General features: G+C 64.3%; 19 protein-coding genes and 1 tRNA gene. 14 read left to right on the plus strand and 6 right to left on the minus strand.

The window, feature by feature from the left end; translation table 11 throughout:
• The first annotated feature begins 384 nt into the window (after positions 1 to 384).
• The 3 genes from S58_RS35040 (at position 385) to S58_RS38765 (ending at position 1,956) form a co-directional block, all read left to right on the plus strand.
• Positions 385 to 1,161, plus strand: coding sequence for an outer membrane protein (locus tag S58_RS35040; protein ID WP_015670187.1), 777 nt, complete (start codon positions 385 to 387; stop codon positions 1,159 to 1,161).
• Between the two features lie 157 nt (positions 1,162 to 1,318).
• The gene (locus S58_RS35045; RefSeq protein WP_042340437.1) at positions 1,319 to 1,585 is read left to right on the plus strand and encodes a hypothetical protein; all 267 of its coding nucleotides are present in this window, start codon (positions 1,319 to 1,321) and stop codon (positions 1,583 to 1,585) included.
• A gap of 215 nt (positions 1,586 to 1,800) precedes the next feature.
• Positions 1,801 to 1,956: a hypothetical protein gene (locus S58_RS38765; protein ID WP_006610278.1), complete on the plus strand. Its 156-nt coding sequence runs from the start codon at positions 1,801 to 1,803 to the stop codon at positions 1,954 to 1,956.
• Between the two features lie 176 nt (positions 1,957 to 2,132).
• Here the strand turns inward: S58_RS38765 and S58_RS35050 are convergent, their stop codons facing one another.
• The 3 genes from S58_RS35050 to S58_RS35060 form a co-directional block, all read right to left on the minus strand.
• Positions 2,133 to 2,531 carry a hypothetical protein gene (locus S58_RS35050; protein ID WP_015670189.1) on the minus strand — a complete coding sequence of 133 codons (399 nt, stop codon included), beginning with the start codon at positions 2,529 to 2,531 and terminating at the stop codon, positions 2,133 to 2,135.
• A gap of 77 nt (positions 2,532 to 2,608) precedes the next feature.
• Positions 2,609 to 3,115, minus strand: a complete 507-nt coding sequence (locus tag S58_RS35055; protein WP_144058445.1) for a hypothetical protein — start codon at positions 3,113 to 3,115, stop codon at positions 2,609 to 2,611.
• Positions 3,116 to 3,137: 22 nt separating this feature from the next.
• Positions 3,138 to 4,613, minus strand: coding sequence for a hypothetical protein (locus S58_RS35060; RefSeq protein WP_160167624.1), 1,476 nt, complete (start codon positions 4,611 to 4,613; stop codon positions 3,138 to 3,140).
• Positions 4,614 to 5,494: 881 nt separating this feature from the next.
• Between S58_RS35060 and S58_RS35065 the strand changes: the two genes are divergently transcribed.
• Complete coding sequence (locus S58_RS35065; protein ID WP_015670192.1) at positions 5,495 to 6,871, plus strand: cytochrome P450; 1,377 nt, start codon at positions 5,495 to 5,497, stop codon at positions 6,869 to 6,871.
• Between the two features lie 177 nt (positions 6,872 to 7,048).
• Here S58_RS35065 and S58_RS35070 read toward each other — a convergent pair whose 3' ends face one another.
• On the minus strand, positions 7,049 to 7,891 hold the full coding sequence (locus tag S58_RS35070) for an SDR family NAD(P)-dependent oxidoreductase (protein ID WP_015670193.1): 843 nt from the start codon (positions 7,889 to 7,891) through the stop codon (positions 7,049 to 7,051).
• 174 nt (positions 7,892 to 8,065) lie between these two features.
• Between S58_RS35070 and S58_RS35075 the strand changes: the two genes are divergently transcribed.
• From S58_RS35075 to S58_RS35110, 8 genes are all read left to right on the plus strand, one after another.
• Positions 8,066 to 9,034, plus strand: a complete 969-nt coding sequence (locus S58_RS35075; protein WP_015670194.1) for a sensor histidine kinase — start codon at positions 8,066 to 8,068, stop codon at positions 9,032 to 9,034.
• Between the two features lie 191 nt (positions 9,035 to 9,225).
• The gene (locus tag S58_RS35080) at positions 9,226 to 11,004 is read left to right on the plus strand and encodes a putative bifunctional diguanylate cyclase/phosphodiesterase (RefSeq protein ID WP_015670195.1); all 1,779 of its coding nucleotides are present in this window, start codon (positions 9,226 to 9,228) and stop codon (positions 11,002 to 11,004) included.
• A 131-nt stretch (positions 11,005 to 11,135) separates the two neighbouring features.
• Positions 11,136 to 12,329, plus strand: a complete 1,194-nt coding sequence (locus S58_RS35085) for a substrate-binding domain-containing protein (RefSeq protein WP_015670196.1) — start codon at positions 11,136 to 11,138, stop codon at positions 12,327 to 12,329.
• Positions 12,330 to 12,396: 67 nt separating this feature from the next.
• Positions 12,397 to 13,161, plus strand: coding sequence for an ABC transporter ATP-binding protein (locus S58_RS35090; RefSeq protein WP_042340438.1), 765 nt, complete (start codon positions 12,397 to 12,399; stop codon positions 13,159 to 13,161).
• On the plus strand, positions 13,158 to 13,880 hold the full coding sequence (locus S58_RS35095) for an ABC transporter ATP-binding protein (RefSeq protein WP_015670198.1): 723 nt from the start codon (positions 13,158 to 13,160) through the stop codon (positions 13,878 to 13,880). Before S58_RS35090 ends, S58_RS35095 begins: the two co-directional genes overlap by 4 nt.
• On the plus strand, positions 13,877 to 14,887 hold the full coding sequence (locus S58_RS35100) for a branched-chain amino acid ABC transporter permease (RefSeq protein ID WP_015670199.1): 1,011 nt from the start codon (positions 13,877 to 13,879) through the stop codon (positions 14,885 to 14,887). The genes S58_RS35095 and S58_RS35100 overlap by 4 nt, the downstream gene beginning before the upstream one ends.
• Positions 14,884 to 15,954 (plus strand): branched-chain amino acid ABC transporter permease, encoded by a 1,071-nt coding sequence (locus S58_RS35105; protein ID WP_015670200.1) that lies wholly within the window; start codon positions 14,884 to 14,886, stop codon positions 15,952 to 15,954. Before S58_RS35100 ends, S58_RS35105 begins: the two co-directional genes overlap by 4 nt.
• A 203-nt stretch (positions 15,955 to 16,157) precedes the next feature.
• Positions 16,158 to 19,259, plus strand: coding sequence for an EAL domain-containing protein (locus tag S58_RS35110; protein ID WP_015670201.1), 3,102 nt, complete (start codon positions 16,158 to 16,160; stop codon positions 19,257 to 19,259).
• A 42-nt stretch (positions 19,260 to 19,301) separates the two neighbouring features.
• Here S58_RS35110 and S58_RS35115 read toward each other — a convergent pair whose 3' ends face one another.
• The gene (locus S58_RS35115) at positions 19,302 to 19,544 is read right to left on the minus strand and encodes a hypothetical protein (RefSeq protein WP_015670202.1); all 243 of its coding nucleotides are present in this window, start codon (positions 19,542 to 19,544) and stop codon (positions 19,302 to 19,304) included.
• Positions 19,545 to 19,748: 204 nt separating this feature from the next.
• Here S58_RS35115 and S58_RS35120 point away from each other — a divergent pair, with 204 nt between their 5' ends.
• Both S58_RS35120 and S58_RS35125 read left to right on the plus strand, forming a co-directional pair.
• Positions 19,749 to 20,153 (plus strand): YccF domain-containing protein, encoded by a 405-nt coding sequence (locus tag S58_RS35120; protein ID WP_015670203.1) that lies wholly within the window; start codon positions 19,749 to 19,751, stop codon positions 20,151 to 20,153.
• Between the two features lie 302 nt (positions 20,154 to 20,455).
• Positions 20,456 to 20,532, plus strand: a tRNA-Arg gene (locus tag S58_RS35125).
• A gap of 197 nt (positions 20,533 to 20,729) precedes the next feature.
• Here S58_RS35125 and S58_RS35130 read toward each other — a convergent pair.
• Entirely contained in the window at positions 20,730 to 20,966 is a 237-nt protein-coding gene (locus S58_RS35130; RefSeq protein ID WP_015670204.1) for a helix-turn-helix domain-containing protein, read from the minus strand.
• Positions 20,967 to 21,011 lie beyond the last annotated feature (45 nt).

A 21,011-nucleotide genomic window follows, 5' to 3' on the forward strand; every position in this document is an offset into this window, starting at 1 on the left:
TAGCCGTGACGCCGGTAGGAGGCATGATCGTCACGACCAGCCGTCGTCCCACACCCGCCCGTGGCTGGATCCCGGCTCTGCGCCCCGCAGTCGCTGCATGAGCTCAGCGCTTGGCCGGGACGACACCTGTTGTCCGGAGGCGGCCATCACTCACAGCGGAATGTCGCCGGTGCCACGCCTCGGCTGAGCTGCTGCAAGCTTTAGCCGCCGTGACCTCGCAGTGTCCCGTGGGCCACACTGCGAACTTTTTGGCTCGGTATTCCATGATGCAATTGTGGCACTGACTACAACCAGCGATGGTGGCGCCGATCGCGTCGAATCGACGTCGCGCGCTGGGGCAAGGCATTGACGAAATCAAGGGCATTGGCGACTGCAGCGGCACTGATGAGCGTCGTGCTCGCGGGCTCGGCGCTGGCGGCCGACCTGGCTGTCAAAGCGCCGCCGGTGGCCGCGCCATCATGGACCGGCTTCTACGCCGGCGTGTCGGTCGGCGGGCGCTGGGCCGACAATGACTGGCGGACCAGCGATATCGCCCCGGCTTTTGGCGCTGGCACGTTCGTCCCGACGGCCGGCACCAGCGGCCCGATCGATAGCGTCGCCGCCAGGATCGGCGGCTATCTCGGAATCAACTGGCAATTCGGGCCCACCTGGGTCGCGGGCCTCGAAGGCGACTTCGGCTGGGCCGACAACAACAAGACCGCGAGTCCTCTGCCGGGCACGGCCGGGCTGTTCTTCGGCACCCCGATGGTTGGCCTGCCCGCCGGCTCGGTCAAGGACAGCTGGGACGGCAGCGTGCGCGCCCGGCTCGGTTATCTGGTCGCGCCCGATACGCTGGTCTATGGCAGCGGCGGCGTGGCGTGGCAGCGCGTGGAACTGAACGCCAACTGCGCCCTCGTTCCGGGCAACGCCTTCTGCTTCGGCAATCCACACAACGAGACCTTCGGCTCGACCCGGGTCGGCTGGACCGCCGGCGGCGGCATCGAGCACATGATCGGCGGCCACTGGATCGTGCGCGCCGACTATCGCTACGCCGATTTCGGCACCTGGACCCAGACCTTCTTCATCCCCGGCGGCGTCGGCCCCGGCTTCGACGACCGCTTCACCGCCCACGTGACGACGCGCACCCACACCGCCACCATCGGACTCGCGTATAAGTTCTGAGACGCGGTTGGTCGTAAAGCGAGCCGTCTGCACTCGCCGACGAAAGTGAGCGCAGCAAACCATAGGGACGACGAGGCTTGGCTCCAAACGCCCGGGCGCTAGTTTGGGCGCCATGCCCGCTGCCAAACCTCAGTGCCGTCCACAGCCGCCCGCTCCCTTGTCTGCAGATGACATCATTGTCATCAAGGACACGATCAAGCGGTTCTATGGCGACGACGCGATCGTCCGCAACTTCGGCCCAGACCCGGCCCGCCTGCAGTTGTACGTCGAGACCAGCCGCGACATAGGAGCGGCGAGATACGACTGCCTCGGCGTCTTGATGAACCGAATCGACCGGGATCAGATCGCCCTCGAGGTGACGCGGCGGGGCACACGGATCTACGGCCACGGAAAGCTCGCCTACCGTCAAGGCGTCGCGCTTTGAAAATCGAGGCCTTGAGGCGAACCGACGGCGCGCGCGACGCGACCACGCGCGACCGACGACGCATCGGCGATCGGGCGTCACGAGGATTTTCTTAACCCGACCCTGCCATCCTCGCGGCAAATCGAGCACGGTCTGCAAGGGACCGCTCGCGCGTGTGATGCGCCAGGCAGCCCGCCGTCTCGACCCGGCGGGCTTTTCCGCGAGAAAGGTCGCAAATGTCGCTCTCCTCAGCCAAGAACTACGCGCTGCGCGCCGAACGGTCGCAGGATCCCAAGGAGGCCGCCGACCTCCTGGCAAAGGCGATCCTGGAGTTGGCGGCCTCGATCGAGGCAACCGACGCCAAGGTGAAAAAAATCAACAAGTCGGGCTGATCGTCTTGGCGTCCGCACCCGAATGCGTCGGGGCTCCTGGCGGCTGCGCGGCTTCTCGCCTCGAAAAACGATGCACTCATCTTGCTTCGATCGATTGCGGGGTATCGCGGACCGGCGCAGGCGACACGTGACGACGACGCCGTGCCTTGATCGGCAGTCGTTCGTGGCGGGATGGGCTATCTCTCCGCTGCTCCGAGCTTTGCAATAACGTCGGCTTGCGACGAGAGACCCCTCTTGAAGTCCTCCACGCTCCAGGCGCGAGTATCTCCACGAACTTCGCCATAGGCCCCGCGTTGAACATCGACGACCGGCTTTTCGCCCGCCGCGACGGTCACCCAGATGCAGACATCGCCGACCTGGAGCCAATAGACCTTGTCGTCCATCTGCTCGATGTGGAGCCAATCGTCGACGACGAGTTCATCGAAGATCCCCTGGTTCCAAAGTTCGATGCTTCGACCGCCGACGCGAACCGCACGAAAGCGCCACCGTCGGCCCGGCTCGCTCGATGCCGCTTTCGGCTCGATCGCATATCGTCGCTTCAGCACTGCCGACAGTCTTCGGATCAACGCCAACATCCTGAAGTCTCCAGCCAGCAGGTGTCCCTCGCCGAGGGCTCGACCGGACCGGCCTCATTCGATGCTGCCGCACCGTGTCAGGCCCTGCCCCCGGGCACGCCTCGGTCTCCTGCGGCCTGGAGCAATGCCTTGGCCTGTGCTTCGGCGCGCTGGATCTCTTCTGACTGAAAGAGAAACGCGCCCAGCGCACCCGTCGTGATGTTCATGAAGGAAATGATGATCGTGACGTAGGTCATCAGCTGCGGGAACGTCATTCCCTGGCTGTATCCCGGCTGATTGGAGACGTAGAAATAGAACAGCACCGCCGCAGCAAGGCACCAGAACACGGCGAACGGCGCGTAGATCAACATCTTCAGCAACCCCTGGTCCGCAATGGTGCCGGAGGCAGGGTTGCCTCGAAAGAGAAATAGCACAGCAGACCCGATATAGCCGGCGAAGACGGGAAAGACGACCTGAACGACCTGCAACGCCTCCTGCGGACCAAACGGCGTAAACAGCGGCGAGACGATCAGGAAAGCAGAAAAAAGGACGGTCGTCACGAGGCTCAGAAAAATCAGCTTACGTCGCGCCTGCTCTGCGGTCATCGGCCCCTCCATGATTCATCTCTCAGGTCCCGCGCTGGGTCTTGCACTTGAACGACGATGCCAGCAGCCGCACGACCTTGCGGCGCATGGCGGTCGCCTCATTGTCCTGCAGAAGCTTGTAGCCGTCCTGATTCGGGCTATGTGTCGAAGATGTCGCCGCCGTGAGCGACACCGTCGCGGTCATGCCGCTCTGCTCGTCGCTGTAAATATCGACCCTCGTCGTGGAGATTTCCCATGTCGTCTTGTCGGTAAAGAAGGCCGACAGGCCATAGCGGGTCGCCATGAGAACGGTGCGATTGGCACCCTTCTTCGAAATCTCGACGGCGTATGACGGGTCCGCGGGGCTTGCATTGACCTTTCGGAGGTCGCTGGCGACCGCTTCAGCGAGCGTATCGACGTCCACCTTGCTCAAGGCCGCGACCGGCTCACACGACACCTCGTCACCCCCGATGCCGTCGAGGCCACTGACTGCGTTCAAGTAGAGCGACACGCGGAGGTAAGATGCCTTTCCGTCGGACGTGAGAACCGTGTAGCAATTCTCCGGGCTTCCGGCGACCCCTGCGACACTTACCACACTGCAATGCGCGATCGAGCGAATGTGGTCCTTCGGAGATACAAGCTCGATGGCGATGCTGCAAAGATTAGCGCAGGCCCGCAGATCCGCCGTCTTCGAAAACGCGACGTAGTTCTCCCAGAATTCGACGATCTTTGCACCGTCGGCCACGCGCCTGCTGTCGGCAAAATCGCCGAACAGATCGTGCCCCTTGAAATCGAACTCCTTGTGAAGAAGCGTCTCGAAGCGGTTTGGGATCGTCGAAACCGCCATATCCTTCAAGTCCGGCACCTTTGCGTCATACATCGTGCCGACGACCCAATCCTGGGCGATCTTGTCGAAGCGCTCCTGCTCCGGTTTCGGCGCCTCGTTGTTGTACTCGAAGGAATGGTTGAGCGCGTCGTATGTCGGCGACACCGTGCCGTCATAGGCCGCGAACGGGATGAAGCCGGGATAGGGTGCCGACACCAGAACCGGCTGCACCGTATCGTCTCTGTCCTTCGACGACCTGAAGGCGTTGACGATCGTCAGGCGATTCATCGGAGGATAATCGTATTTTCGAAGGACCCGGACGGCCTGCGGCACCGCCCGCGCTGCTGATCTTTTGACTTTCGTCTGCTCCGACAGGCTGAGATAGCGGCGCGTACAAAGCAGCCGATAGCCGAAGAAGTCGCATGTCCGAGCGTCCTGCTTGCTCAACAGCGTGTCCACCGCGGCGCTTGCAGCGTTGGAATATTCGGCCTCTGCAAACACCTCGCGAATGCGGGCCGCCGAGCCCTCGCCGGCCTCTGATTCCCGCTGCCCGGCGATCCAGATCGCCAGGAGAACGCATCCGAGCCCAAGTCCGCGACGCATGCCCCGCCCTCCGATCCGTTTTGGACTCACTCCATTGCAAACAAGAAGGTCGCCAACGGCGACACGACCAGTCTTGACGAAAACCGGCAAGAGAACGACCGGAGGTCGGCGCCGGCAGACCATCCCCGAGGCGGTCAATAACACAGCAACCTGGAATTCGGCGCAACAGCCAAAGGGCCGGCGGCCCGACCCGACGACCAAATCACTTCGAAAAACGCGCGGTCTCCTCCGCGCAGGTCGCCGGCAACCGTTGACAGTTCGGCCAGCGCCTGCGCGCGGAAAAGACTGTTTCGCGTGTCGGCTCAATCACATCACCCGTGTCCAGTCCTGCTCGCAAAAATATTCCAATTTCTTTTTATCGGAATTCATACTTATGTCTCCCCGTCCCGTCTCGATAAGAGGGGCGCTTCGCGGTCGTCACGAACGTTGAGGCGGGATGCGGTGGGCGTGTCGATGTCGCAGCGTGGCTGATGCCGCGCGGACGAACGGCGGCGATGCGCACGGTCAAGTCGCGTGGTCCTGGCCTCCCGATGCTGAGGTCAAGTTTGTGGTGATGCGCTCAAGCGCTCGCGCAGATGACGGTGGCCAACAAGCCCGGCGCACCGGGGAGAACGCGGAGCAGCCGTGAAAACCATCGCGCGGGGAATGCCGGGATGCCTCGGCTGAACCTGTGGTACCTGCCGCCTGCATTTTTTTCTGCAGGCGGGCCATGGGTGCGGCCAGCGCCCGGCATTCCCCGTGCCCTCTATCTGGAGGGCAGCAGTTCCAGCAGGCCTCGGACGCATCGCGCGCGTCGCGAGATCGCGGACGCGTGCGATGCAGCACAACCGAGCCGGGACCAGATAGCGCAGCGTATTGCATCATCGCTGCAACCGCCTATCAATGAGGGCCACCGGGTCCGCCACTGCGCCGCCAATAGAAGCGAGGTCGGATCTGCTACGCCAAGCGTTTGGACGAGAGGGAACCCCGCGATGTCGATGCAGCATGTGGTCTCCGATGCGATCAGGCTGACCCCACCCCGGCGCAATTCGCTCACTCATATCCCCGGCGACGAAGGCTGGCCGATCATCGGCAAGACCTTCGATGTGCTCGCCGATCCGAAGGGGCATGTCGAACGCAATGCCAGGAAATATGGCCCTGTCTATCGCACCCACATGTTCGGCGACGTCAACGTCGTCCTGCTCGGGCCGGAGGCCAATGAGCTTGTGCTGTTCGACCAGGCAAAACTGTTCTCCTCGGCGCATGGCTGGGGCCACATTCTCAACCTGCTGTTTCCGCGCGGACTGATGCTGCTCGATTTCGACGAGCACCGGATGCATCGGAAGGCACTGTCGGTCGCGTTCAAGGCGGGGCCGATGAAGTCCTATCTCGCGGGGCTGGATCGCGGCATCGCGGCGCGCATCGCGCAGTGGAAGCAGGCGCCCGGCGAGATGCCGTTCTATCCGGCCATCAAGCAGCTGACGCTCGATCTCGCCGCGACCTCGTTCCTGGGCAGCGACATCGGGCCGGAGGTGGATGACATCAACCGCGCCTTCATCGACATGGTCGCGGCTGCGGTCGCGCCGATCCGCAAGCCGTGGCCGGGCACGCAGATGGCGCGCGGGGTCAGGGGCCGCCAGCGGGTCGTCGCCTATTTCTCCGAACAGATTCCGCTGCGCCGCGCCAAGGGCGATGGCGACGACCTGTTCTCCCATCTCTGCCGCGCCACCGACGAGCAGGGCGCGCTGCTGTCGACGCAGGACATCGTCGACCATATGAGCTTCCTGATGATGGCGGCGCATGACACGCTGACCTCGTCGCTGACCTCCTTCGTCGCCCAGCTTGCCGCGCATCCGCAGTGGCAGCAGAAGCTGCGCGCGGAGGTCGCGAGCCTCGGCCTCGCCAACGGCGACCCGATGAGCTCCGAGCATCTGGAGCAGATGAAGCTCACCGAGATGGCGTTCCAGGAGACCTTGCGGCTGATGCCGCCGGTGCCGTCGCTGCCGCGCCGCCCGATCCGGGACTTCACCTTCAAGGGCTATGCGATCCCGGCCGGCACCGGCGTCGGCATCAATCCGATGTTCACCCATCACATGCCGGAGATCTGGCCCGAGCCCGAGACGTTCGACCCGATGCGCTTCACCGATGAGGCCCAGCGCGGCCGCCACCGCTTCGCCTGGGTGCCGTTCGGCGGCGGCGCGCACATGTGCCTCGGCCTGCACTTCGCCTACATGCAGGCGAAGTGTTTTGCGCGGCACTTCCTGTCCAATATCGAGGTCTCGTTTGCGCCCGGCTACCAGCCGAGCTGGCAGGTGTGGCCGATCCCGAAGCCGCGCGACGGGCTGAAGGTGATCTTGAAGCCGGTGTGATGGGTACGCATCGATGCCCGCAAAATACAGAGGATTGAGGACTCTCGTTTGGCGCAGGCTCTCTCCTCGTCATGGCCGGGCTTGACCCGGCCATCCATGCTGCGGCAACGCGCGGGGAAAGAAACGTGGATGCCCGGGTCAAGCCCGGGCATGACGAAGAGCAAACTTCGCAGCCTCCTACTCCCCTGCATCGCCCAGCAGCTTGCGCATCGCGGCGTAGCCCTGCTGCTGCTGGCTCCAGTTGCGGCCACCGGTGATGGCGCCGTCGATGACGAGATCATGACCGTTGATGAAGCTGGATTCGTCGCTGGCAAGGAACACCGCGGCATGGGCGATATCGTCGGGCAGGCCGGCCCGTGGAATCGGCTGTGCGGTCGCATAGGCGTTGCGGATCGTCTCCGGCGTCTTCTCGGCGGCCTCGGTCGACAGTCCCAGCGCCTTGCCGAAGATGCCGGTCGCGATCAGGCCGGGCGAAATCGAGTTGACGCGCACACCGGACTCGCCGAGCTCCATCGCCACGCATTTCGTCAGATGGATCACGGCGGCCTTCGCCGTGCTGTAGACCACCGAGGTCGAATAGCCGGCGAGGCGGCCGGCGATCGAGCCGTTGTTGATGATGCTGCCGGCGCCCTGCGCCTTCATGTGAGGCGCGGCGTATTTCATGCCCAGCATCACGCTGCGCACCAGCACCGCCATCGCCTGATCGAAGCGATCAGCGTCCAGCCCTTCGATGCCGCCGGTCTGCGCCGGACCACCGGCATTGTTGAACAGGCAATCGAGCCGGCCGAACCGCTCGACGGCGAGATCGATCAGCGCCCGCATCTGATCGTCGACGGTGACGTCCGTCTGGCGGAATACGCAGTTGGCGCCGAGACGGCTCGCCAGCGCCTCGCCCTCGCCGCTGCGGCGGCCGGCGACGATCACCTTCGCACCTTCGGCAATGAAGATCTCCGCGGTCCGCAGGCCGATGCCGCTGGTCGCTCCGGTGATCACGGCCACCTTGCCGTCCAGTCGTCCCATTCCCTCATCCTCTTGTTGGTCGATTGACACTCGATCAGTCCAGACCCAGAAGTTCCTGTCGCGGAACCATCATTCGCCAAATTGCAACTTGAAACACAAGCAAGGCGTCTTCCATCGACCGGACAAATTACCGCCACGTCGGCCTTAATTTGGTTGCGCGATTAAGGCTCATGGATGTTCATGACGCGACTCATTGACGACATCAAGCGGACCTGGCGTGGCGAACTGCAGCCGCCTCTGGTGTGGAGCTGCATGTTCGCGGCGATGTGCCTGGTCGTCGCCACCGTGGTCCGCTTCGGCATGGCCCATCTGCGGCCGGACGTCTTCTTCACCCCCTATATCCCGGCCGTGTTCTTCGCCACCGCCATGGGCGGATCGGCCGTCGGGCTGGTCACGGCGCTTGCCGGCGCAGCGCTCGGCATGACGCTGGATTTCGGCGGCGCCCCGGTCGATGTGGCGCGGGTCGCGCTGATGATGATGTACCTCAGCGTTGCGGCCCTGGTGATCTGGGGCGTCAACCACTATCGCAGCCTCGCCGCCAAGCAGCGGGAGATCGCGCGGCGGCTGACCGAGGAGGAGCAATATCGCAAGCTCCTTGTCGACGAGCTGCATCACCGTCTCAAGAACAAGACCTCGACGATTCACGCCGTGCTGCATCAGGTGCTGCACGACCAGCCGCAGGTCTGGAGCCGCATTGACCAGCGCATCCGTGCGCTCGCGACCGCCGACGACCTGATTGCGCGGGCCGACGGACAGGGCTGCGACCTGAAGGATCTCCTGACGTCGGAGCTCGGGCCCTACGGCCACGTCCGTTTCGAGCTCAACGGCGAGCCGCTGTTTCTTCCCGCCAAGCTCGCGGTCAGCCTCGCTTTGATCTTCCACGAGCTCGCCACCAACGCCGGCAAGTACGGCGCCTTCGCCTCGCCGCGCGGCTTCCTGCAGGTGTCATGGACGATGCAGGACGACCGCCTCAAGCTCACCTGGGACGAGGCGGAGGGGCCGCCGATCGGCCAGATCGGCAAGCCGGGTTTCGGCAGCAAGCTGCTCAAAGCCGCCCTGTCGTCGTTCGACGGCAGGACGGAGACCGCATTTCTCAAGACCGGCATCCACTGCACCATGCAATGTCGTGTGCCGCCGAGCTGAAAGGCGTGAAGGCGGCAAGTATGGCCTACGACTTTCGCAGCATCCGCGCGGCCGGGTCATGGACCGCGTTGAGGATCCGTTAATGACGCCGCGGCACAAAGCGCCGCCATATCCGATACTTGGTTTCCGCGTTCCGTGTTTCTACGTAGCGCTTAACTAAAATGAAGCGGGAACTTCGCACAATCGGTGGCATGTACAGCAGCGACCGATTCAACTTTTCCTCCGAGGCACCCGAGGGGCTGGGCACGGCCGAGGCCGAGCTGCGCTTCCTGCGCAGCGTCGTCAGCCAGCTGCCGGCGGGCGTCACGGTTCAGGACGAGCATGGTCGCTTTATCCTGGTCAACGACACCGCCGCCGTTCAGCTCGGCGCCGCCGCCAACTGCGTCGACAGCGTGTCGACGCCGCACCTCGACGGCAGGCGGGCGGCCTGCCGCGAGATCCTCGGCCGGGAGCGAACCGTGATCGCCGAGGAAAAAGTCGTCGGCGAGCGCGGGCCGCAGACCTTGCTGACCGCGCATCGGCCGGCCCGCATCGGCGACCAGCGGGTCCTGATCTCGAGCTCGGCCGATATCAGCGAGCAGAAGGAATTCGAGGACCAGTTGTTCCGCGCCGCCTATTATGACGAGCTGACCGGGCTGCCGATGCGCCGCGTGGTCGAGCATCGCGCCGACCATCTGGTCCGGCGCGGCCGCGTCGACGGGCGCTTCGCACTCGCCTTTCTCGATCTCGACAATTTCAAATACATCAACGACTATTACGGCCACGCCGTCGGCGACACGCTGCTGGTCGAGCTTGCCAAGCGCATCAGCCGCGACCTGCGCGAGTCGGACCTGCTGTCGCGCATCAGCGGCGATGAGTTCCTGCTGCTGCTGCATCCGATCGAGCGTCCCGAGGAAATCGCCGAATTCCTGCAGGCCCTGCTCGACCGTCTGGGCGCGCCGTTCTTCATCGATGGCGCCGAGGTGTTCGCCTCCGCCTCCGTCGGCGTCAGCCTGTTTCCCGAGCATGGCGCGAGCTACGACGTGCTGCGCCAGAACGCCGATCTCGCGATGTATCGCGTCAAGAACAGCGGCAAGGGCGCGCTGGCCTTCTTCTCGAGCGCGATGGAGCACGAGGCGCTGGCGCGCATGAAGGTCGAGCAGTCGCTGCGGCTCGCGATTCTCGAAAAGCGCTTCTGCTGCGCCTTCCAGGCGAAGGTCGACATTCGCACCGAGGAGATCAAGGGCATCGAGGCGCTGGTGCGGCTGCGCGACAATGAGGGCGTGATCCAGGCCCCCGGCTCCTTCATCAATCTCGCGGTCGAGCTCGGTCTGATCGACGAACTGGCGCATCTGGTGCTGGACGAGATCGTCAAGTCGATCGACCTGATCAACGACACCTTCGGGCCCGACGCGACAATCAGCATCAACGTCGCGGCGAAGCAGGCATCGAACCCGGATTTCATGCAGCCGTTCGCGCGGGCGATCGAGGCGACCGGATTCCCGAAGCGGTTCATGATCGAGGTCACCGAGGATGCGTTCGTGACCCGCAGCCACTTCCAGGACGAGATCGTGCCGCTGCTGCGAGCGATCGGCGTCGGCATCTCGATCGACGATTTCGGCATCGGCTATTCGTCACTGTCCGCGCTCGCCGACATCACCGCCGACGAGATCAAGATCGATCGCTCCTTCATTACCGACATTCATAAGCGGCCGCGCAGCCAGGGCATCCTGCGCGCGATCGAATCCTTGAGCGAAGCCCTCGGCATGACCGTGATCGCGGAGGGCATCGAGTCCTTCGAGGAGCTCGCCTATCTGCAGGCCGCGACCAAGATCCGCTATGCGCAGGGCTACTACTTTTCGCGCCCGATCTTCCTGGAGGAGCTGAAGCCCGCGACCCCGCTTGCAAGCGAAGCGCGCATGAGTCTCGCCAGTCGCGCTGTGCAGGAAAACCGCCAGGCTTACGCGCGCAGCAGCCGCTATCGGCGCTGACATTTGCTCAGAGCGCGGGTCCGCACAAAGTATGAGCGTTTCCCGACTGCCGCCGAAAGCGCCTTGACCCGGCCCGAGCCTGCACACTATCAGTTGCAGACAACAGCCGCCGGTAGCTGGGAGGAAGGCTCGTGCGAACGATACATATATTCAAAGGTATTATTTCATCTCTGACTGCAGCCCTGCTGGCCACCGCCGCCCAGGCCGACGATCTGAAAATCGCTCTCATCTACGGCAAGACCGGCCCGCTCGAGGCCTATGCCAAGCAGACCGAAGCGGGCCTTCGGCTCGGCTTCGAATATGCCACCAAGGGCACCAACATGATCGACGGTCGCAAGATCGTCATCATCACCAAGGACGACCAGGGCAAGCCCGATCTGTCGAAGGCCGCGCTCTCCGAGGCCTACCAGGATGACGGCGCCGACATCGCGATCGGCACGACCTCGTCGGCCGCTGCGCTCGCCGACCTGCCGGTCGCCGAGGAGAACAAGAAGATCCTGATCGTCGAGCCGGCGGTCGCCGACCAGATCACCGGCGAGAAGTGGAACCGCTACATCTTCCGCACCGGGCGCAATTCGTCGCAGGATGCGATCTCCAACGCGGTCGCGATCGGCAAGCCCGGCGTCACCGTCGCCACGCTGGCCCAGGACTACGCCTTCGGCCGCGACGGCGTCGCCGCCTTCAAGGAGGCGCTGGCCAAGACGGGTGCCACCTTGGGCGCCGAGGAATACGTGCCCACCAGCACCACCGACTTCACCGCCGTCGGCCAGCGCCTGTTCGACGCGCTGAAGGACAAGCCCGGCAAGAAGATCATCTGGGTGATCTGGGCCGGCGCCGGCGATCCGCTCACCAAGCTGCAGGACATGGATCCGAAGCGCTACGGCATTGAGCTGTCGACCGGCGGCAACATCCTGCCCGCGCTCGCCGCCTACAAGCGGCTGCCGGGCATGGAAGGCGCCACCTACTATTATTATGACATTCCCAAGAACCCCGTGAACGATTGGCTGGTGGCCGAGCACCAGAAGCGCTTCAACGCGCCGCCGGATTTCTTCACCGCTGGAGGCTTCTCCGCGGCGATGGCCGTCGTGACCGCCGTGACCAAGGCGAAATCGACCGACAGCGAGAAGCTGATCGCGGCGATGGAGGGCATGGAGTTCGACACGCCGAAGGGCAAGATGATCTTCCGCAAAGAGGATCACCAAGCGCTGCAAAGCATGTATCACTTCCGCGTCAAGGTCGATCCGAACCTCGCCTGGGCCGTCAACGAGCCGGTGCGCGAGATCAAGATCGACGAGATGGCGATCCCGATCCGCAACAAGCGCTGAGATGCTGAATTCCGTGCCCGGCCCTCGCGCCGGGCACGTCCACTTTGGAAGTCATACGGCTGGCGACATGGCCCTCACCCTCGAAACACGCGACCTTACCATCCGCTTCGGCGGCCATGTCGCGGTCAACTGCGTCAGCTGCAGCTTCCGGCCGGGCGAGCTGACCGCGATCGTCGGCCCCAACGGCGCCGGCAAGACCACCTATTTCAACCTGATCTCCGGCCAGTTGCGCGCGTCGTCCGGCTCCATCCTGTTCGACGGCCGTGACATCACCAGTCTCTCAGCGCCGCTGCGCACCCGCGCCGGCCTCGGCCGCGCCTTCCAGCTCACCAATCTGTTTCCCAATCTGAGCGTCGAAGAGAACGTGCGCTTGGCGGTCCAAGCGCAGAGTGGAGTGCATTACGATCTCCTGCGTCCCTGGATGGCCCGGCGTGATCTGATTGCGCGCGCCGATGCAATCCTCGATCAGGTCGCCCTCGGCAGCCGCCGCAATATCACTGCGACGACGCTGTCGCACGGCGACCAGCGCAAGCTCGAGGTCGCGCTGATGATGGCGCTGGAGCCGAAAGTCTTCATGTTCGACGAGCCGACCGCCGGCATGAGCATCGACGAGGTGCCGGTCGTGCTCGACCTGATCGGCAAGCTCAAGCAGGACAAGAGCCGGATCATCCTGCTCGTCGAGCACAAGATGGACGTCGTGCGCTCGCTCGCCGACCGCATCATCGTGCTGCATAATGGACAGCTGGTTGCCGACGGCAAGCCGGCCGAGGTCATCGCCTCGCCGATCGTGCAGGAAGCCTATCTCGGCGTCTCCACACGGAGCGCCGCATGAGCGCGCTGCTGAAGCTCACGGGCGTCGAGACCTATATCGGCCGCTATCACATCCTGCAGGGCGTCGATTTCGAGGTGCCGGAGGGGCAGACCACGATGCTGCTCGGGCGCAACGGCGCGGGCAAGACCACGACGCTGCGCACGATCATGGGGTTGTGGCAGGCCAAGAACGGAACCATCGCGCTCGCAGGCGAGCCGATCGAGAAGCTCGCGACGCCCGACATCGCGCAGCGCGGCGTCGGCTACGTGCCCGAAAGCATGGCGGTGTTCTCCGACCTCACGGTCAAGGAGAACCTGGTGCTGGCGGCGCGCAACGGCCCGCTCGACGATGCCCAGCTCGCCTGGATCTTCGGCTTCTTCCCGGCCTTGAAGAAATTCTGGCTGTCGCGCGCCGGCAGCCTGTCCGGCGGCCAGAAGCAGATGCTGTCGATCGCGCGCGCGATCGTCGAGCCGCGCAAGCTGCTCTTGATCGACGAGCCGACCAAGGGGCTGGCGCCGGCGATCGTCATGTCGCTGATCGAGTGTCTCAAGGAGATCAAGCGTCGTGGCGCCACCATCCTGCTGGTCGAGCAGAATTCCCATGCCGCACGTGAGCTCGGCGACCAGGTGCTGGTGATGGATAATGGCAGCATCGTCCATCGCGGCGAAATGGCGGCACTTGCCGCCGACGTGCCGCTGCAGGAACGGCTGCTCGGCCTCAGCCTGGAGGCACACCAATGAGCGAGCTTGCCGTCACCGACGCGCTGCCGAAGCCTAAACGCGACATCGCGCCGCTGCTGCTGCCGATCGTGCTGGCCATTGTGATGATCCCGCTGGTAGGATCGGCGAGCTCCTGGGTCACGCTGACGGTCGCGAGCCTTGCGATGGGCATGATGATCTTCATCATGGCCTCCGGCCTGACCCTGGTGTTCGGGCTGATGGATGTGCTGAATTTCGGCCACGGCGCCTTCATCGCCGTCGGCGCCTATGTCGGAACCCTGGTGCTGCTGCCGCTGGCGAGCTGGGCGCAGGCGGATTCGCTGCTGACCAACCTCGCCGTGCTCGTTCCGGCCGCGATCTTGTCGATGGGCGTGACCGGTGCGCTCGGCCTGGTCGTCGAGCGCGTGCTGGTGCTGCCGGTCTATGGCCAGCATCTCAAGCAGATCCTGATGACCACCGGCGGCCTCATCGTCGCCGAGCAGACGCTGTATGCGCTATTCGGCCCGCAGATCATCCCGCTGCCGCTGCCGTCAGCGCTTCGTGGCTCCTTCATCCTCGGCGACATTGCGATGTCGAAATACCGGCTGCTGGCGATGCTGGTCGGCTTCGCGATCTTCATCGCGATCGAGCTGGTGCTGAACCGGACCAAGATCGGGCTGCTGATCCGCGCCGGCGTCGAAAATCGCGAGATGGTCGAGGCGCTCGGCTATCGCATCCGCCGCCTGTTCCTCGGCGTGTTCATGACGGGCTCGGCGCTCGCCGGTCTCGGCGGCGTGATGTGGGGTCTCTATCGCGAGCAGGTTCACGCCTCGCTTGGCGACGAGCTGACCGTGCTCGTCTTTATCGTCGTGATCATCGGCGGGCTGGGCTCGATCACCGGCTGCTTCATCGGCGCGATCCTGGTCGCCATGGTCGCCAACTATGGCGGCTTCCTGGTTCCGAAGCTCGCCCTCGTCTCCAACATCCTGCTGATGGTCGCCGTGCTGATGTGGCGGCCGCGCGGCCTCTATGCGGTGACCAGCCGATGATGATCCTGTCCGGCGATCCGCCCCGCAGCCGCGCGCTGTCCATACTGCTCGCCGTCATCATCCTGGCGCTGCTGGCCACGCCCTTCATCTTCCCCGGCGCCAAGGCGCTCAACGTCGCCGCCAAGATCTGCATCTTCGCGGCGCTGGTCGCGTCTTACGATCTCTTGCTCGGCTATACCGGCTCGGTGTCGTTCGCGCATACGATGTTCTACGGCATCGGCTCCTATGCGATCGCGATCGCGCTGTACGGCCTCGGCCCGAACTGGACCGCGGTGGCGGTTGCCGTCGCCGCCGGGCTGCCACTGGCACTGCTGCTGGCGCTCGCAATCGGCCTGTTCTCGCTGCGCGTCGAGGCGATCTTCTTCGCGATGATCACGCTCGCGGTCGCCTCCGCCTTCCTGGTGCTGGCCTCACAACTCTCATGGCTGACGGGCGGCGAGGATGGTCGCAGCTTCCAGCTGCCCGAGCTGCTGCGCCCCGGCACCGTCTTCATCGGCAAGGAGTGGTTCGGCTTCCCGATCAATGGCCGCATCCTGACCTACTACCTGGTGCTGACGGCCTGCGCGCTGATGATCCTGGCGCTGCTGCGCGTGGTGAACTCGCCGTTCGGCCGCGTGCTGCAGGCGATCCGCGAGAACCGCTTCCGCGCGGAGGCGCTCGGCTACCGCACCGTTTTCCATCTCACTTACGCCAATTGCATCGCCGCGGTGATCGCCGCCTGCGCCGGCATGTTGAACGCGCTATGGCTGCGCTACGCCGGACCCGACACGTCGCTCGCGTTTTCCATCATGCTGGACATCCTGCTGATGGTCGTGATCGGCGGCATGGGCACCATCTACGGCGCGATCATCGGAGCGGCGATCTTCATCCTGGCGCAGAACTATCTGCAGGCGCTGATGAGCATCGCATCGAGCGCCGCGGCCGACGCCGGATTGCCGCTGCTGCCTGGCCTGCTGCACCCCGACCGCTGGCTGCTGTGGCTCGGCCTGCTGTTCATCGCCAGCGTCTATTTCTTCCCCACGGGCGTCGTCGGCCGCCTCCGCAACAAGCCGGGCGCCGCACGCTGAGCTGCAAGTACCCTTAAGAATCTGCGTCGCCGCGGCGTGAGGGACAGAGGCGGCGCGGTATTCGCATGGAGAAACTACCATTTTCCAACAAATCGCATGGCGCGTTAAGCTTCGGCTAACCGCTTTTCCTAACCGCTCCGGCACCAGTGTCTTGTTATCAAGCCTGCTTGCAACAAGTCATTACTTCCCGGGTCGATCAACGCATGCAGGGCGCAGCAGACAGGTCAGAGGCCGGCGGCATCGAGCCGGAACGGATTGGCACGTCCCTCTGGCGCGGTCCGGTGCCTTGGCTGATCGCATGCGGCGCGCTTCTCGTCGCCGCCATCGTGATCGGCACGATCGTAATGGCCAGCGGCTTCAGGCAGCGCACGATCGGCAACAATGAGCGCGAGCTCGAGAACACAGTGGTGCTGCTGAGCCGTCATTTCGCGCAGCAGTTCGAAGATGCCGAGACCGCCGTCTCCCAGGCGATCCGCCGCATGCAGCCGGAGTCGATCTCCTCGCAGGAGGCGTTCCGTATCCGGATGGCGATGCCGGACATCCGGGATATGCTTCGGTCCCAGGTCAACGGCCTGTCCTACATGGGTGAACTCACGATCATCGACGCCGACGGCAACTTCGTCAACTGGTCGTCGAACGATCCGCTGCCCGCCATCAACGTGACCGACCGCTCCTACTTCAAGGATCTCAAATCGGCATCGCGGCCGGACAGCTTCGTCATCGTCCCCGTCATCAGCCGCGTCACCGGCGGCTGGGTCACCATCGTGGCTCACCGCCTGAGCGGGGCGAACGGCGAATTCCTCGGCGTGCTATCCCGCCGCGTCGATCCGAACACTTACGAGACATTCCTGGAGGCGATGGCGCTCGGCAAGGGTGCATCGATCACGCTGCTTCATTCCAACGGCGCCGTGCTTGCCCGCTATCCCCACATCGAGTCGATGATGGGAGCCAAGATCGGCAACTCCGATATGCTGAGCGGCCTGACCGATGGCGCCGTCCGCACGACGCAGATCACGAGCCGCGTCGACGGCCTTGACAAAATCGCGTCCGGCGCCGCGGTGGGGCGCTTCCCGCTCGTGACCGCGGTGACCAGGACGGTCGACGACGCGCTGGCGGACTGGCGCTCGCAAATGGTGCTGCTGGTGGGCGCAGCGATGCTCGCCGTTATCGTCATCGCCGTCATGTTCAGCCTGATGATCCGGCAGATCGTACGGCAGAACCGGGTCGCGCGCCGCCAGCTCGAAACCGAGAAGCAACGGGTCGAGACTGCGCTCGACAACATGACGCAGGGTCTCATCTCGTTCGACGCGAATGCGTGCGTCGTGATGTTCAATCAGCGCGTCATCGACCTGCTCGGCCTGTCGACCGACGTGATCAGGCCTGGCGTCCACCTCAGCGAGGTCGTCGCACATTGCAAGGCGCAGGGCGCCTTCAAGGGCGACGTAGCGGAGTTCTGCAACGAGGTCATCGACAGGCACGCATCCGGCGGACCGTCGCAGATGGTCGCCGAGGGAAGCTCCAACCGCTTCTTCAACGTCATCGACAAGCCGCTGGCGTCGGGTGGATGGGTCACCACGATCGAGGACATCAGCGAGCACCGCAAGCTCGAGCAGGAGCGCGACCGCAGCTATGCGTTCCTGCGCGAGATCATCGATCACATTCCCTCGCACATCATGGTCAAGGACGTCCGCGACCGCCGCTATGTGCTGGTCAATCAGTCCAGCGAGCAGCGCTTCGGCCGGCCGCGCGATGAGATCGTCGGCAAGACGGCATTCGACCTGCTGCCGAGGTCGACGGCCGAAAAGGTGACCGCGGACGACGACCGCGCGCTGGAACAACCCGAGGGACTGTTTCTCGGTGAGCATCCCTGGCAGACGCCCGCGCTTGGCCTGCGCTACATCACCTCGCGCCGCATTGCCGTCGCCGACGAGGCGCACCGGCCGCGCTATCTGATCAACGTGATCGAGGACACCACGGAGCGGCGGCTGGCCGACGAGAAGATCGCGCATCTCGCCCATTTCGATGCGCTGACCGAGCTGCCGAACCGCGTGCTGTTCCGCGAGCGCATCGATGAAGAGCTGGAGCGCGCGCGTCACGGCACCTTCTTCGCGCTGCTCTACATCGATGTCGACGAGTTCAAGGGCATCAATGATTCGCTCGGCCATCATGTCGGCGACGAGCTCCTGAAGACGATCGCGCGCAGGATCGAGAGCTGTCTCGGGCCGGAGGACATGGTTGCCCGTCTCGGCGGCGACGAGTTCGCAGTGCTGCTGACCACCGTCGCGGACCAGGACGAGGTGATCGTGGCCGTGCGGGAGATTCTCGAGACGATCCGCAAACCGTATCGCTGCCTCGGCCACCAATTGTCGACCGATGCCAGCATCGGCATCGCGCTGGCGCCGCAGGACGGCGTCGAACGCGACCAGCTGACCAAGCATGCCGACCTTGCGATGTACGCCGCCAAGGCCGGCGGCCGCCGCACCTTCCGCTTCTTCGAACCGTCAATGGACGAGAACGCGCGGGCAAGGCTGCAACTGCAGCAGGATCTGCGCCGCGCGATCGCGGAAGGCCAGTTCGAGCTGCACTACCAGCCGCTGCTCGGCTTCAGCTCCAACGTCATGACCGGGTGCGAGGCGCTGTTGCGCTGGCGACACCCGGAGCGCGGGATGGTGCCGCCGCTCGACTTCATCCCGCTCGCCGAGGACACCGGGTTGATCAACGAGATCGGCGACTGGGTGATGCGTACGGCCTGCGCCGAGGCAGCCAGCTGGCCCTCCAACATCCGCATCGCCGTGAACGTATCCCCGGTTCAGCTGAAATCGCCGACATTGGCACTGCGGATCGCGGGCGCGCTGGCTGCAGCGGGCCTCCCCCCGGAACGGCTCGAGGTCGAAATCACCGAGGCGGTGCTGATCAGCGACGACGACGTCGCGCTCGGCATCCTGCATCAGCTGCACGACATGGGCGTGCGGATCGCGCTGGACGATTTCGGCACCGGCTATTCCTCTCTCAGCTATCTGAAGCGGTTTCCGTTCGACAAGATCAAGATCGACCGCTGTTTCGTCAGCGATATCAGCGCCGGCAGCTCGTCGGCGATCGTCCAGGCGGTGGTGAGCATCGCGGCGGCCAGCAACATGACGACCACGGCCGAAGGCGTCGAAACCGGGGCGCAGCAGTCGGCGCTGCGCGAGCTCGGCTGCACCGAGATGCAGGGCTATCTGTTCAGCGCGCCGAAGCCGGCCGCCGAGCTTCACAAGCTGTTTGCGACGGAGGCGGCCGCGGAAGATCTGCAGGCCGCCGGCTGATCCAGGCCGGACGGCCACCTGCATCGCCCGAGAACCAGCCTATCACCTGCCGAACGCCGGATAGCGGGAGTTGCACGCCGTGACGATCGAATCGTGGATCTTGCGATCGTTCCTGTATTGCGGCAGCAACTGCGCCTGGACGTCGTTGACGCACTTCCTGTAGCGCGGGTTCATCCGGTCGAGAAAGCCGAGATCGATCGCCGCGGCTCTCCGGCTCGACCCGAGCAGCGTGGTGACGGCGGCGGCGATGACGAGCACGACGAGTGCGTTTCGCGACAGCAACATGGTCCTGGTCCCCTTTTTGATCGGCCGCATTGTGCGGCCCGCGTGAGATCCATGCCGGATCCGCAGCGCGCCGTTCGTGACAGGGGTCACGCATCGGCTGCGTCAGAGGGCCCCACGTGTCAGGACCGGCGCACTGCCGCTCCCGCCTTTGGACCTGCCCGAAAACGACCTATATAGACGGCGTCGCAAACCAGCAGGTGGCCCATGCAACCCGTCTCATTGCTCCTCAACGTGCTCTGGATCGTGCTCGGGGGCGCCTACATGGCGTTCGGCTGGCTGGTCGCCGCGGTCGTGATGGCCATCACCATCGTCGGTCTGCCATGGGCCCGCGCCGCCTTCAACATCGCCGCCTATACGCTGCTGCCGTTCGGCTCGCGCGCGGTCCGTCGCGACGAGCTGACCGGAATGGAGGATGTCGGCACCGGCTTGCTCGGCCTGCTCGGCAACGTCATCTGGTTCGTGCTGGCCGGCTGGTGGCTGGCGCTCGGGCACCTGCTGACCGCGATCGCGCTTGCGGTGACGATCATCGGCCTGCCCTTCGCCTGGGCCCATCTCAAGCTCGCCGGATTGGCGCTGTGGCCGATCGGCAAGACCATCGTGCCGGCCTGACCGGCAGCCCGGACCGGTTCCTCAGCCGATCGTCCCGCCTCCCGGAGGCAGGCCGCCGCCGGCCGGAGGTTTGGACTGCGGTCGCTCAAAGGCCGTTGCCGACCGCCGGCCAATCGGCTAAACGGATTTCCGCACGCACCCGTAGCTCAGCTGGATAGAGCGTTGCCCTCCGAAGGCAGATGTCAAGCTGTTTTGCGGGAGCGTCAGACCGAAAAGAGACTTTACTTTCAGACACTTGAGAAATCGGCGCGGATCGCTTCACAGCCACGAAGTTTCCGCGTAAGCACTGCGTAAGCAGGCAGGCACCCGTAGCTCAGCTGGATAGAGCGTCGCCCTCCGAAGGCGAAGGCCACACGTTCGAATCGTGTCGGGTGCGCCACCCAATGAATAGCTCTCTCGGAAGCCGGGATGAGCTAGCAGCACATTCCCCGCCACTCTTTAGAAATTCGTTCAGCGCGAAAGGCGCCATCTCGCGCGTGCGTGTGGTCGTTAGAAGCCAATTCATTTGCTTGAGTTGCGAACCTCGGTCTTGACGCCGTCGATCAAGACAGGTGGGGCGCATAGATTTAGGGCTAGTTAGGCCTTTGGGCTTTTGAGCCTCACGCCTTCGCCCTTCTGGTCGGCATCGAGAAATTCTATGCCGGCTTTGACCAAAGCGTCCTGAACAGCTTGCACCGTACTTATCCGAGAATCCACAACACCGCCTTCCAGCCTGGCAACCGCGTTCAGCGACACGATCGCCTTGTCCGCGAGTTGCTGCTGGGACCAGCCAAGCAACGCTCTAGCAGCCCGAATTTGTCGAGAGGTGATCATAAGATCACCATCGACACCCCTAGCAAAAGCGCCACTATAAGGTTA

The organism is Bradyrhizobium oligotrophicum S58 (genome assembly GCF_000344805.1).
GTDB lineage: Bacteria > Pseudomonadota > Alphaproteobacteria > Rhizobiales > Xanthobacteraceae > Bradyrhizobium > Bradyrhizobium oligotrophicum.